General features: G+C 39.3%; 15 protein-coding genes. All 15 read right to left on the reverse strand.

What is annotated here, in order from left to right; all coding sequences use genetic code 11:
- Positions 1-95: 95 nt before the first annotated feature.
- The gene (locus GJS41_RS09450; RefSeq protein ID WP_154247127.1) at positions 96-1,064 is read right to left on the reverse strand and encodes a peptidoglycan DD-metalloendopeptidase family protein; all 969 of its coding nucleotides are present in this window, start codon (positions 1,062-1,064) and stop codon (positions 96-98) included.
- 35 nt (positions 1,065-1,099) lie between these two features.
- Positions 1,100-1,687 (reverse strand): YqaA family protein, encoded by a 588-nt coding sequence (locus GJS41_RS09455; RefSeq protein WP_154247128.1) that lies wholly within the window; start codon positions 1,685-1,687, stop codon positions 1,100-1,102.
- Positions 1,684-2,352 (reverse strand): protein-L-isoaspartate(D-aspartate) O-methyltransferase, encoded by a 669-nt coding sequence (locus tag GJS41_RS09460; protein WP_154247129.1) that lies wholly within the window; start codon positions 2,350-2,352, stop codon positions 1,684-1,686. Before GJS41_RS09460 ends, GJS41_RS09455 begins: the two co-directional genes overlap by 4 nt.
- 12 nt (positions 2,353-2,364) lie before the next feature.
- Positions 2,365-3,111, reverse strand: coding sequence for a 5'/3'-nucleotidase SurE (gene surE, locus GJS41_RS09465; protein ID WP_154247130.1), 747 nt, complete (start codon positions 3,109-3,111; stop codon positions 2,365-2,367).
- On the reverse strand, positions 3,089-4,213 hold the full coding sequence (gene truD / locus GJS41_RS09470) for a tRNA pseudouridine(13) synthase TruD (RefSeq protein ID WP_154247131.1): 1,125 nt from the start codon (positions 4,211-4,213) through the stop codon (positions 3,089-3,091). The genes surE and truD overlap by 23 nt, the downstream gene beginning before the upstream one ends.
- Complete coding sequence (gene ispF / locus GJS41_RS09475; protein ID WP_154247132.1) at positions 4,213-4,689, reverse strand: 2-C-methyl-D-erythritol 2,4-cyclodiphosphate synthase; 477 nt, start codon at positions 4,687-4,689, stop codon at positions 4,213-4,215. Before ispF ends, truD begins: the two co-directional genes overlap by 1 nt.
- 20 nt (positions 4,690-4,709) lie before the next feature.
- Positions 4,710-5,927 carry a histidinol dehydrogenase gene (hisD, locus tag GJS41_RS09480; protein WP_154247133.1) on the reverse strand — a complete coding sequence of 406 codons (1,218 nt, stop codon included), beginning with the start codon at positions 5,925-5,927 and terminating at the stop codon, positions 4,710-4,712.
- Positions 5,917-7,155, reverse strand: a complete 1,239-nt coding sequence (gene hisI / locus GJS41_RS09485) for a phosphoribosyl-AMP cyclohydrolase (RefSeq protein ID WP_154247134.1) — start codon at positions 7,153-7,155, stop codon at positions 5,917-5,919. The genes hisD and hisI overlap by 11 nt, the downstream gene beginning before the upstream one ends.
- Positions 7,149-7,946, reverse strand: coding sequence for an imidazole glycerol phosphate synthase subunit HisF (gene hisF, locus GJS41_RS09490; RefSeq protein WP_154247135.1), 798 nt, complete (start codon positions 7,944-7,946; stop codon positions 7,149-7,151). The genes hisI and hisF overlap by 7 nt, the downstream gene beginning before the upstream one ends.
- Entirely contained in the window at positions 7,934-8,524 is a 591-nt protein-coding gene (gene hisH / locus GJS41_RS09495; RefSeq protein WP_154247136.1) for an imidazole glycerol phosphate synthase subunit HisH, read from the reverse strand. The genes hisF and hisH overlap by 13 nt, the downstream gene beginning before the upstream one ends.
- Positions 8,521-9,099: an imidazoleglycerol-phosphate dehydratase HisB gene (hisB, locus tag GJS41_RS09500; protein ID WP_154247137.1), complete on the reverse strand. Its 579-nt coding sequence runs from the start codon at positions 9,097-9,099 to the stop codon at positions 8,521-8,523. The genes hisH and hisB overlap by 4 nt, the downstream gene beginning before the upstream one ends.
- Positions 9,096-10,784, reverse strand: coding sequence for an aminotransferase class I/II-fold pyridoxal phosphate-dependent enzyme (locus GJS41_RS09505; protein WP_154247138.1), 1,689 nt, complete (start codon positions 10,782-10,784; stop codon positions 9,096-9,098). The genes hisB and GJS41_RS09505 overlap by 4 nt, the downstream gene beginning before the upstream one ends.
- Before the next feature lie 10 nt (positions 10,785-10,794).
- Entirely contained in the window at positions 10,795-11,715 is a 921-nt protein-coding gene (gene hisG / locus GJS41_RS09510) for an ATP phosphoribosyltransferase (RefSeq protein WP_227551321.1), read from the reverse strand.
- Between the two features lie 316 nt (positions 11,716-12,031).
- Positions 12,032-12,394: a DUF4156 domain-containing protein gene (locus tag GJS41_RS09515; RefSeq protein ID WP_370515711.1), complete on the reverse strand. Its 363-nt coding sequence runs from the start codon at positions 12,392-12,394 to the stop codon at positions 12,032-12,034.
- A gap of 177 nt (positions 12,395-12,571) precedes the next feature.
- Positions 12,572-13,264, reverse strand: a complete 693-nt coding sequence (ispD, locus tag GJS41_RS09520; protein ID WP_154247141.1) for a 2-C-methyl-D-erythritol 4-phosphate cytidylyltransferase — start codon at positions 13,262-13,264, stop codon at positions 12,572-12,574.
- Between the last annotated feature and the right edge of the window lies 1 nt (position 13,265).

Genomic DNA, 13,265 nt, shown 5'->3' on the forward strand with positions numbered 1-13,265 from the left:
CAAATTGTTTATCCGTAATTGTAATTTTTTGTAGCGCTGGCTGGAAATGAGAATTTGCTCATGCTAGATAATTTAGGAGCGTTTAATAACAGGCATTAACGTTTTGGCAAATACTTCAAGGGATCTGTTGGTTTGCCCTTGTAGCGTATTTCAAAGTGTAGTCTAGGTGAGTCGGTATCTGAGCTGCCGAGTTCGGCAATTTTTTGGCCAGCTTTTATGATTTCATTTTCTTTTACATCAATACTTTTGTTGTGCGCATAAGCACTAATAAAGCTGTTGTTGTGTTTTATGATCACTAAATTTCCATAGCCTCTTAAGCCGCGTCCCGCGTAAACAACTCTACCTGCGGCAGATGCCCTTACTGGGTCACCCACATTCCCAACTATATCAATACCCTTTTTACCGGTTCCAACGAAACTGCGTTCCACTTTTCCCATGTACGGCCATATCCAAAATTTTACCGGGTTATTAGAATCAACCAGTTTTGCTGACTGGCTATTGGATGGTTTGGCTTCTGTTTGCGTTTTTGGCTTTGATGACACTTTAGGTGTTTTAGGCAATTTTGGGTTTGGTTTAGTATTTTGAGAAACTGTTACGGGTTTATGTTTAGGTTGCTTATTAGTTGATTGAACTGTTCTCCGAACGGCTTGAGAGCTAGTTTTAGGTTTTACCACTGTGACAACTTGCCTTACAGTTGGCTCTTGATAATTTCGAGCAGACGCTATATCTAAGTTTTGTCCTATATTAATAAGATAAGCTGAACTTATTCCATTAGATTTTGCTAAAGTTTGATAATCCAATCCAAAGCGGAAAGCGATCGAATAAAGCGTATCGCCTGGCTGTACTTGATAAACTTTAGTGTTTTCATTTACTGCGGAATAGTCATCATTATCGTTAACTTGCACTTTAGAATTATGAGTATATCTTTCTTCAACGGCAGCTAAACGTTTGTTGCCACAGCCTTGCAACAAATAAACAATAAACACAATAACCACCAACCACAAAGCCCGAATAGCCGACTCTTTCAAAATTTGTGATAGTGGTTTAGGTTCTTTTTTATTCATACAAATAGCCTAATCATATAACTTTCGACAATAGATTAGTTAAAAAGTTGATATGCCACATAGGCTACAATCGCAAGCATCAAAACTGACCAACCTATAACTTCCATATACTTTCTTAAGTTTTGCTCCATGCTTTCACCGCCCCATTTAGCAAAACCAGCAATAAGGAAAAACTGAGCGGCGCGACCGACAATCGAAGCAATCACAAATGGAACAAAGGCCATCTGCATCGCCCCTGCAGTTAAAGTTAAAATCTTATAGGGTATTGGTGAAAAACCTGCTATTACGACAATCCAAATACCATAGGTCTCAAACCAACCTTCGGCTTTAACAATTTTGTCTTGCCAGCTAAATTGCTCAATTAAAGGTGTTACTAGAGAATCGAAAGCATAAAACCCTAAGAAATACGCAGCTATCCCACCTAATACTGAAAAGATAGTGGTTATCAATGCAAGCTTTAACGCATTATTAGGCTTGGCCAGAGCCATAGGCGCAAACATAATGGCAGTCGGAATGGGAAAGAATATCGACTCAATAAAGCTCACAAACCCTAGAATATAAACTGCATATTTATGTCGAGCCCACTTTAAGCACTTGTCGTATAAGCTAGTGAAAAGTTTCAACGAGCGACTCCACCAACTAGCGGCACAAACTTCACCTTTTCTACAAAGGTCTTGCGGAATTTATCGCCTTGTCTTTCTACTAAATACAATTCTTGCTCTGCTTCTTGAGTTCCTACAGGAATGATCATGCGACCACCATCCGCCATTTGTAGTAATAGCTTCTCTGGAATTTGGGCTGGTGCGGCAGTAACAATAATTGCGTCAAATGGGGCATTTTGTTGCCAGCCATTAAAACCATCCGCAAACAATAATTGGATATTATGTAAATTTAAATTTGCTAGCGTTTTACGAGCTTTGATATGTAAGTTACGAATTCTTTCCACCGAAAAAACCGTTTTACACGTTTTTGCCAAAACTGCGGTTTGATATCCGCAACCGGTACCAATCTCAAGCACTTTATCGCATGAACCTGTCTCCAACAGGATTTCGGTCATTCGAGCTACAGTATAGGGCTGAGAGATGGTTTGCCCATCACCAATCGGTAACGCAGTATTTTCATAGGCGCGATGCGATAAACCTTCATCAATAAATAAATGGCGTGGCGTTTCTTCCATGATTTTTAGCACATTTTGGTTTTGGACCCCTTCATCCATCAACCATTGCACTAGTCGACTTCTAGTTCTTTGTGAAGTCATGCCAATGCCTGAAACTTGTGATGCATTCATATTCGTGTCTTATTAAAATTGTTTTAAGAAATCTTCAACTTCATCGAAGCTGTTATATGCCGTTAAATCCACATTGATCGGCGTAATTGATACATAACCATTTTCCACTGCGTGAAAGTCTGTGCCCTCTCCAACATCTTGACCTTCTGGCTGCGGACCAATCCAGTATATATCTCGACCTTTAGGATCTTTAGCTGGAATTATAGTATCAGCCCTATGACGATTTCCCAAGCGTGTCAGCTTAAATCCTTTAATTTTTTCGTAGGGCAAATCCGGTACATTAATATTTATCACCCGATTTTTTGCCAGCGGCTTCTCAATGAGCTTTTGAATGATGTTAATGGATACTCTTGCCGCGGTTTCATAATGACTACAGTGATGACCATTTAATGAAATCGCTACTGCAGTATAACCCAGTGCTCTTCCTTCCATCGCTGCAGCAATAGTCCCTGAATACAAAGCATCATCGCCTAGATTAGCCCCAGTGTTAATCCCTGCAACAACCATGTCTGGGGCTTGTTGCATCAAATGATGAGTACCAAGATGTACACAGTCCGTGGGAGTACCTGTAACAGAAAAAAAACCACGTTCTGTCTTTTGCGCTCTAATTGGCTGATCTAAAGTCAACGAATTCGATGCTCCGCTACGGTTACGATCAGGCGCAACTACTGTCACCTCGGCGATTTTGGATAAATGGTCATAAAGCTCATTTATTCCTGGGGCGAAGAAGCCGTCATCATTGCTTAGTAATATGTTCATTGATTATGATATCCACATCATTTTCTGTTTTGACTTTATTATCCACAATATTTAATTTAAGACTATTTTTCTCGATTTTTAAATTCACCAATTCACGTAAAAAACTAGTAGCAAAACTACCTTTTGGTAATTCAAAGCTGAGAACCAATGTATTTGAACTTTCCCAGTTAAGCTTCATATTCTGAGGAAATGCTCGTATAGCACGACTGGCCATTGACAAACCTTTAGCTGCTAAACTATCGATAACATCTTGATAATCACTGAGCGATTGTTGTTCAAATTGATAAGCATCATCAGCATTAATCTCGCGCCCTCTACCGACTAAAGTAGCGCATGGATGGATATCATTAGCATTATAACGAGGGAGCTCTTGCTCTAGGTCTTCTACAATAAAGCCTGACTCAGAGCCATCTAATTGAACATAATCGCCTTGCAATAAGTTGCCAAACTGTCCTGTAGTAATTCTTTGTGACAAAAGGTGGTTAAAAATTGCTGAGCGAACTGATGAAAAAAGTATGCCCTGTAAATTTCGATTCTTTAACCGCTTTTTACTGTTCAGTAAATCCAAACCACGGGTTAAATTATCTCCATTGTGGCCAAAGCGTTGCTCGCCAAAATAGTTAGGAAAGCCCGTTTGTGCTATCTCCGACAGTTTACGCTCAAGTTGTTTTTTATCGCCTTCAAAGTTTCTTAAAGTGATCACAAATTGATTAGACTTTACAGCGCCAACTCTAAGTTTTTTTCCATGACGAATCGACTCTAGAACAGTCACTTCATCATCATTAAAGCTTGCCCAGTCGATTTCTTGTAAGATTGGAAGTTGCACACTAAACCACTGCTTAGCCACGGCAAACCGATCTTTTTTCCCAGCATAACCAATGTCTAAAGGTTTCACCTGGGCAAAGCGCCTTAATTTTTGGCAAACAATATCCGTATTGACGTTTCTTTTCTCAATGAATAATAAATGATGAGCACCCTCGCCAGAAGGTTCAAACCTTAGGTTTTCAGTAACCTGAAAATCCTCTAGTTTGCAGCGAAATTGAGCAACACCTGCCACTTCACCAGTGACTCGAGCCCAATTATAAATCTTTGGGGCAGCCATTAGTTTTGTAGCAACAAACAAACAGCATGCACAGCTATCCCTTCCTTGCGTCCTATATAACCAAGCTTTTCAGTGGTAGTTGCTTTCACATTAACCTGATCAAAGTCAGCGTCACAGATTGCCGATATAACGCCTCGCATTCCTTCAATTTTAGAGGCCATCTTTGGGGTTTGCGCGACAATCGTAACATCCAAATTACCTAAGCGATAACCGTGCTCCGTCACTTGCTCCATAACCTTTGCTAATAAATCTTTACTATCAGCATTTTCATAGGCTTTATCCGTATCTGGAAAGTGATGCCCTATATCGCCTTTTGCAATAGCGCCTAACAAGGCATCGCAAGCTGCATGTAAAACCACATCGCCATCAGAGTGAGCCAGTAAACCTTGCTCGTTTACAAACTCAACGCCACCTAATATCAGCGGCTTATCACCACCAAATTTGTGCACATCATAACCATGACCAATTCGAAACATAGAACTTCCTAATCATTCAATTAGCAAGATCTTACCTCTATACTCCTTTTATGCCAAACTAATTGCTCAGCCTCTGCTAGAGCATCAGCGATGGGCGCTAATATCTGCCGACCTTTATCCGTAACTTGTTGTATGGTTTGAACTTTTAAAAAGCTCGCAACGTTTAAACCGCTTGAGTATTTAGCGGTGCCCATAGTGGGTAAAGTGTGATTGGGGCCTGAGCAATAATCGCCAAAGGCCACAGCGCTGTTATCGCCAATAAAAATGGCGCCGTAACTCGTAAGCTGTTTCGATTCAATGCGAGTATCAGCCAATAATAAGTGCTCAGGGGCAAACTCATCTGAAAATTGAATCATATCTTGAGGATCGTTTGCAGACACTAAACAAATTTGGTCTCTTACAAATAAACTCCATAAATATTCGTCAGCTTTTAACGAGCGATACACCTCACCCAGTAAAGCCTGATTATCGGTCACAAACACACTATGCGCTTGCGGATCATGTTCGGCTTGCGCTGCCATATCTTTAACAATCCACTCAAGATTTGCCTCTTCTCCAGCTAAAATCAGCAATTCACTCGGGCCCGCCGGCACATCAATCGCTAATTGACTCTGAAAATACTGCTTAGCGGCATTCACATATTGATTACCCGGTCCTACGATCATTTGCACTGGAGAAATTGATTGAAAGCCTAGTGCCATAGCCGATACAGCTTGAACACCGCCAATTTTTATAAAACTAGTAGCTCCCGCTAATGAGGCCGCGGCTAAAATTGCCGGGTGATCCGATGGTGAGCAAGCTACCCGCTCTTCACACCCTGCCACCTTTGCTGGAATTAAGGTCATCAAAGCAGTGGATATCAAAGGAAAACGACCACCAGGAATATAAGCGCCAATTCGTTTAATTGCTTGATAGCAATAACCGTAGCTACCAGTATCATCACTAAAACTTCTATCTGCTAACGATTCTTTTTGGAACTTACAGAAAGTTTCAATTCGCTTCGCTGCCGCTTGAATCGCCTCTGCCAACTTATCTTCAAGTCCATAAGATTCGAATGGCATTAACTCTATATGCTCAGGCACAAAGCCATCGTAGCGCTTACTGAACTTAATGATAGATTCATCACCGCCAAGCTCTATCTCTTTAATTAATTCATGAACCGCATGCAACCTTAGATTACTTTCGTTAGTGTTGGGTCTGCGCCAATTGTTAGTGGTATAAACGCCATTATCCAGCATTACGGGCTCCTAGTTCATCAATAATATTTTGCGCAGATACGCCTTTAGCCTTAGCATTAACCAATGCAAAAAATAACAAATCTGCGGCTTCCCAGCGCACATCTTCCTGCGACTGAGCTTCGATTAATTCCGCACACTCTTCATTCAATTTTTCAGCTTGCAATTGCGCATCATTAAAAAGTTTAACGGTATAGGATTTCTGTTCAGGTTGCTCAAGACGGGTTTGCAAAACCTGATCTAGAGTATTTAAATTGAACTTGGCTGCTTGTGAGGCAAAGCAGCTGTATCGCTCAAAATGGCAAGCATTACCAGTTTGCTTAACCTTAAATATTAAAGTATCGCCGTCACAGTCATAATCTACATTGATTAGATTCTGTGAACTGCCGCTAGTTAAACCTTTTTGCCATAACTCTTTTCTCGAACGACTATAATAAACACCCTTCTTTTTTACTAAAGCTGCCCTTAAAGATTCACGAGATGAATATGCCAACATTAAAATACTAGCAGTCTCGTAATCTTGAACAATAGTTGGAATCAACTCACTTTTATTAAAGTCTAAGCATGCTTCTAAAGATTCCGCCAAGGTAATTTTATTAGTATATAAAGACATACCAATCTGGCTATTAGCGCCCAGTGAGTTAATAAACTGTATATCCGAATAATCTGTAATGCCGCCTGCAATAGTCACTGAGACATTAGAGCTTTCGATTATTTTTGATACTCTAGGCTTATCAATACCCTTTAATAAACCTTCTTTGTTAACTTGGGTGTATAAAAATTCAGAGCAATTTTTTTCTAATTCAGGAATTAAGTCCAAAACTTTTTGTTTAGACTTTTCTTTCCAGCCTTTAATTGCCCAATAATCATCAAAGGCATCAATCGCAAATATCAACTGTTGCTTAGGAAGTTTTTTAACAAAACTGTCTCGGCAATTAGTGCCAATGATGATTTTGCTAGCGCCGCTTGATAAGTATTCTCGAGCAGTTTCATAGTCTCGAATACCACCGCCGACACGGCAGGGACGTTTTGCTAACAATTGCTTAATGAGTGCTTTGTTATCGCCATTACCTAAAGCCGCATTTAAATCAATAATCGCCACTTCACCATATAAGGAGAACTCTTCCAATAGTTCGAAAACATTATCCTTTTCTACGACTTTTTTATCAGGATTACCCTGTTGTAGTTGAACGGCTTTGCCATCCAATAAATCTATCGATGGGATCAACATATCCTTACCTCAATGTTATTTCTCATAAGTTCATTTTTCACTTGCGACACAGTAATCTCTACTCTATGGAACATTCCTGCCGCTAAAGCCGCATCACTACCAGCTTTAAAAGTCTCTACAAAATGTTGAGCATTGGATGCTCCGCCAGATGCGATAATTTGAATAGATGCATTAGCCGTTGCTTGCGCCATTAATTCATTATCAAAACCCGTACCGGTTCCATCCTTGTGCATAGCAGTTAATAAAATTTCACCAGCCCCTCTCGTCTCTATTTCATTAAACCAGTCAAAAGCTTTCAAATTGGTTTTAGAGTGACCGCCATTGATGTAGACCTGATACTCTTCTCCAACTTTATTGACATCAACCGCAACTACTAAGCATTGAGAACCAAATCCCTTGCTGATTTGATTAATCAACTCAGGGTTATTAACAGCAGCGGAATTTAGTGCAACTTTATCCGCACCTGCATCTAAAAACATTTTCACATCTTCGTATGAATTTAAGCCACCACCAACAGTAAAGGGTATCGATAAGTTTTTAGCCACCTGTGTTACGGTATCTAAAGCATTTTTTCGATTCTCTAATGTTGCCTTGATATCCAGAAAAACGATCTCATCCGCACCTTGCTCTTGATAATTCAATGCTAATTCAACCGGATCGCCCATATCGGTTAAGCCTTTAAAATTTACGCCTTTAACTACCCTACCGTTAGCTACATCTAAACACACAATAACTCGTGATTTTAATCGGTCATTCAACCTATTCTTTGACTTTTTCTTTAACCTAAGCATCGTCTTAGAATCTCCTCGCCTTGTTTGCCTGATTTTTCTGGATGAAATTGAAATGCTGTCAAACCATTACTAGCAATAGAAGCCACAAAATCTTCGCCATAACTTACTTTAGAAGTGACATTAACCGAGTTTTTAACTGCATAACTATTCACAAAATAAACGGATTTACCATTCAAGCTTGAAGATGATGATTGTAAAGAGCACCATCCAACCATCGGCTGCTTAGGACTATTTAGCTTGGAAACCTGACCTTTGAGTAAACTAAGCCCAGCAATCCCTTCATCTTCTTCTGAAGATTCAAAGAAAATTTGCAAACCCACACAAATACCGATAATGTTTTTACCCTTTAGATACCAAGCCTTGATAGCTTCTGATAAGCCAGATTGATTAAGGTTTTCCATCACGTTTCCAAAGCGGCCTTGCCCTGGAATCAGTAACGTCTGATAAATAGTGTCATCTAGTTGCTCTGCACTAGTCACTAACTCTGCTTCAACCTCGATCCTTTCAAGACAAGCAAATAAGCTAAATAAATTACCTGCGCCGGTATCAATCACCGCAACCTTTTTCAAAGGACTCATAAGATCCCCTTAGAGCTATTGTCCAGCGGATTCTCTTGTAACGCTTCCTTTAAAGCGAAGGCTACTGCTTTGAACGCTGCTTCTATCAAATGATGATTATTGTCAAAATACTCTGCTTTGATGTGTAAGCTGATTTGTGCATTGATCGCAAAGCTATAAAAGAAATGCTTCCACATTTCCGTAGCGATATTTCCAACTTGCTCTCGAGTGAAAGGTAAATCACAAACGCTATAAGAACGACCACAAACATCTACTGCAACCATTATCAATGTTGCATCCATAGGTAAAAGTCTTTGTCCATAACGCTTGATTGATTTTTCAGCACGCCATGCTTGACTAAATGCCTGACCTAAACAAATGGCCACATCCTCAATTAAATGATGGTCATCAACCTCTATATCTCCACTAGCAATTAACTTTAAATCCCAACCTGAATGCATCGCCAGCTGAGTTAGCATATGGTCAAAAAACGCAAGCCCTGTATCAATTTCCAACAGTTGTTTCCCTTTGATATTAAGGCTTAGTTGAATATCAGTTTCTTTAGTTTTTCTTTCAACATTAATTATTGAACTCATAATAGATACTCCAGCTCATTCACATTATTCAAAACCAAATCAGCACCGTATTGATAGAGATTATCATCACCAATGCCTATCGCTATTGCACCTGCTGATTTAGCCGCCTGCATATCATCTGGCGCATCGCCCAACATCCAGACTAAATTTTTTTGATAGTAGCTTTTTGCTTTTTGGATACCTTCAGGGTTTGGTTTTGATTGCGCCACATCATCATCACTGATGAGCAAGGTATTTCGGATTTCTAATTGACTTAACCCCTGCTCAGCTTCTGATTTAGGTCGGCCAGTAACCACTGCAGTATTTAAAGATTTGGCTTTTGAAATAAAAACTTTCTTTGATAACTTTTGTGATAAAAAGGCTGTCTCTTTTAGGTATAAACCTTTATTACTGGTATCACCTAAATAAAACCTCTGAAACACTTGCGTCACCTGCTCAATGGAAGCTGATTTGCCTTGTAAGCGGATTAGCTCTTGAGCCAATAACCAATCATTATTAAATCCACCCTGCCCTCTAACTTTGAGCACAGCTTCTCTAGTAAGCTTTTTACCAGTGAACTCCTGTACCGCTTTAATGATGCACTGGTCATAGCTGCTGGAAGTATCAATCAAGACTCCATCCATATCGAAACATACCAATTCAGGCTCTAAAGCTAATCTCAATGCTAGCAATAATCGGTCCATGTAAATAGGTATGCCAATTCGTATTGCAGAAAATTCTTTCTTAGTAGACAGGCCCGTTAAATCGCTTTTAATTTGGATATTAAATTGATTACAAGCACTACTAATTAACTGAAGTTGCCTAGGATCGGCTTGAATTAATATAAAGTTCGCTTGGCTATCATTAATAACCAATTCAAAATTAGCCAAGTAATTCACCAGCTGTTGACGGTTTTCTGAGATCTGTTTGCAGTAGTTTCTCACTTCTAATCTTGCTGCATCGCTAAATGCTAATTGTGCTAACTGCTCGTTTGGTCGTGAAATATTAAAAGGTAATGCTAAAGCTTTAAAAGTACTGATGATTAACTCTTGACCCATTAAGTATCCCACTCGTATACCGGCTAAACCGTAAGCTTTAGATAAAGTTCTAAGCATTAAAATATTCTCAAACTCATTCAATAGATCAATGCATTGTTGTTCTTGCTCAGTGAACTCTATGTATGCAAAATCGATAAAAACATACGCCCGTTTTTCTTTAGCTTGCTGGCATACGGCTTTTATTTGTTCATAAGTAAAAGTTTCACCACTAGGATTGTTTGGACTGGTCAGAATTAATACTGAGCTTTCTTCTATAGCCTGAATTGCTTGCTCTAAATTAATGCTCAAATCTTCATTTGGCTCTATAAGAACGCTATCTAGCTGCCAACTATCTTTGCCTATCCAATATTGACTGAATGCTGGTAAAGGTATAATAATTTGATAATTATTAAGCTTTACCCACTTAAACATCAGCTCAATGGCTTCATCGCCTCCATTGGTTAGTAAAAGCTGCTGCTCATTAATACCCAAATTTTTTGCAGCCCTTTGCTGTAAATTGTTTTTAGAGGGATATTTCCATAAACTCTCCAACTCCACATCAATGCCGGACAACCATAATGGCAAACTGTCGGAGCGTTCATTAAAATCAAGTTTCAACGCCTTCTTTGATTGATAGTCTAGGCATTTATCTATATTAAGTTGCGTCATAAACTTCTCCCTACAGCACCTTTCTGATTGGGGTTTCTAAAATATCCGTTGCACCTACTGATATAAGCTTAGGTAATAAGTCCTTGGTCGCTTTTCTTTCTATTGCGGCTTTAATAGCAAAACCATCTCCTTTATAAAGCTCACTAACCGTTGGAGAGCGCATAGCCGGTAACAACGACACAATAGCTTCAACATTGTCTTGAGTGCAGTTCATTTCAAGTAACACTCGTTTACGGCCGTTCATGACCCCACGCATCAGCAACAATAAGTCATCAATTTGCTTTTTCTTTACGGGATCATTCATCACAGCTTTGTTGGCGATAAATTGGGTAGAGCTTTCCATAGCTGTTCCTACTATTTTCAAACGATTTGCCCGAATGGTTGAGCCGGTACTGGTATTATCTATCACCATATCGGCATCTTCAGGCGGAAATACTTCGGTAGCTCCATAGGCTCTGAAGAGTTTGTAGTTTGCGCCAATAGAATCCAAATATTTAGCAGCTATCTTCTTATATTCCGATGCGACTATAATTTCTCGCTGCTTGATTTCTTGCCAATCCCAATCTTCTGGAATACAAGAAACAATTTTCACCGGGTTAAAGCCTAAATCTTCTAATACTTCAACATCGGCATCTTGCTCTATGATCCAGTCCATACCAGCAAAGCCAATGTCGTGTTGACCTAAAGCCACCATCTCTGGAATATTCTGGCTTTTTAATAATTTAACCTCGATATCGCAACCATAGAGGCTCGGTCGATAATTTCGGCTATCACCAATTAAGGTTAAACCAATATCCGATAATAGCTCTTCAACCTTGTTGTAAAGTTTTCCTTTTGGGATAACCATTTTCAATGTCATGTCTTTCTCTCCAGTGTGTTTAATTTGCAAAGAAAAACCCCGTTGACCTTTCGGCGCAACGGGGTTTTTCAAAATTCGTAATCTAGTTAAATACTACCAATCCCACCGTTGCTTTAGCAAAGTGTGATGATGGTGATGAATAGTATTTAGTTGATAGTTCATATTTTCTCAATTTTCTTTAAACATAAAAAAAGCCCCGCTATTTGCGGGGCTTTAAAATTCTTAATTAGATTATTTTAAGCAATATCACCCCGCCATCATGTTAGTATGATGGTGATGATGGTTTTGTGCTTTCAAAATAATCATGTTGCTAATGTAATAAAGCAAGATGACGATGTCAACGCTTATTTAAAATAAACCCTAATATAGTTAAAAAATTAAGCTTTCGCTAAGTCAGTTCTGAACAATAATAGACGTTACCACTTAAAGTCACATTCGTTTGTGCACTTGAACCGCCATACTCAGGATCAAAACTTGATGATTGACCTGCACGATCCGTTAATAAGTAAACTAGATTACCACCCAGTGCATAGGCTTTATTTTTTAAATCATGGCGCGCGCCAGTTTCTAAGTCTTCATTAGAAGTAAACTCACCGGTAAAAAAGTCACCTTGACTACCGGTAACATCGCCTAAGTAGCGACATTCTTTACCCGGCTCAATTTTAGTAACTCGAACAGTTTGTGCGTCGGGGTTTAATTCAATTGCTGAGCAAGCACTCAACAAAATAAGAGATAAAGCTAAAGTAATCATTGATTTCATAAAGATACCCTTTAATTCTTACTAAGAAATGTATAAACGGATTTTAGATAAACTTTAATGAATCAAATCTGAACAACTCGTGCTCAGGTATTAATTACTAATATATGGTGATGATAATTAGAATTTTAACTTTGAAAACTGGCTTATAACCAAAAATATAAACTCAGACTAACTAGCGAGAATAACTGAGGCTAATAATAAATCTTCTTGCTCGGTAACTTTAATGTTACGGCGAGAACCCGTAACTAGAGCTGGACGGTAACCTTGAGATTCCATGGCCGAAGATTCATCAGTAACCTCAAAGTTATCAGCTAGAGCATGATTGATAGACTTTTGTAATTTCTCACAAGGAAAGAACTGAGGTGTTTGGGCTAACCATATTGCCTCGCGCTTGATGGTTCTATCAATCGTTTGTGTCTTATCGACAAACTTGACGGTATCATAGGAAGGAACAGCTAGTATGACGCCATCTGGTGACGTTGCTTTTGCCTGGAGAAGGTTATCAATGTGTAAGGTATATAAACAAGGTCTAGCTGCATCATGAACCATCACCCAATCATCAGCACCGCCATTTTGCTGAATATACTCTAGCCCAGCCAGAACAGAGTCAGCCCTTTCTTCTCCCCCTATTACGGTAACTATTTTAGGGTCTTTTGCAACTGATAACTTATGCCAGCGATTATCTTGAGGATGTAAGACTATGATGACTTTATAGATCTGGGAATGCTTAAGAAAATTACTGGCACTATGCTCAAGAATAGTTTTACTACCAATTTCAAGATACTGCTTAGGTATATCAGAACCCATTCGACTACCAATACCAGCTGCTGGAATAATCGCCCAGATATTGTTCTCAACCATC

It is taken from the genome of Kangiella sp. HZ709, from assembly GCF_009674675.1.
In the GTDB taxonomy this organism is placed as follows: Bacteria; Pseudomonadota; Gammaproteobacteria; order Enterobacterales; family Kangiellaceae; genus Kangiella.

Coding starts and splice junctions, on each gene's coding strand:
- GJS41_RS09450 (WP_154247127.1), bottom strand. CDS start 1,064: ATGAATAAAAAAGAACCTAAACCACTATCACAAATTTTGAAAGAGTCG.
- GJS41_RS09460 (WP_154247129.1), bottom strand. CDS start 2,352: ATGAATGCATCACAAGTTTCAGGCATTGGCATGACTTCACAAAGAACT.
- surE (WP_154247130.1), bottom strand. CDS start 3,111: ATGAACATATTACTAAGCAATGATGACGGCTTCTTCGCCCCAGGAATA.
- truD (WP_154247131.1), bottom strand. CDS start 4,213: ATGGCTGCCCCAAAGATTTATAATTGGGCTCGAGTCACTGGTGAAGTG.
- ispF (WP_154247132.1), bottom strand. CDS start 4,689: ATGTTTCGAATTGGTCATGGTTATGATGTGCACAAATTTGGTGGTGAT.
- hisD (WP_154247133.1), bottom strand. CDS start 5,927: ATGCTGGATAATGGCGTTTATACCACTAACAATTGGCGCAGACCCAAC.
- hisI (WP_154247134.1), bottom strand. CDS start 7,155: ATGTTGATCCCATCGATAGATTTATTGGATGGCAAAGCCGTTCAACTA.
- hisF (WP_154247135.1), bottom strand. CDS start 7,946: ATGCTTAGGTTAAAGAAAAAGTCAAAGAATAGGTTGAATGACCGATTA.
- hisH (WP_154247136.1), bottom strand. CDS start 8,524: ATGAGTCCTTTGAAAAAGGTTGCGGTGATTGATACCGGCGCAGGTAAT.
- hisB (WP_154247137.1), bottom strand. CDS start 9,099: ATGAGTTCAATAATTAATGTTGAAAGAAAAACTAAAGAAACTGATATT.
- GJS41_RS09505 (WP_154247138.1), bottom strand. CDS start 10,784: ATGACGCAACTTAATATAGATAAATGCCTAGACTATCAATCAAAGAAG.
- GJS41_RS09515 (WP_370515711.1), bottom strand. CDS start 12,394: ATGATTACTTTAGCTTTATCTCTTATTTTGTTGAGTGCTTGCTCAGCA.
- ispD (WP_154247141.1), bottom strand. CDS start 13,264: ATGGTTGAGAACAATATCTGGGCGATTATTCCAGCAGCTGGTATTGGT.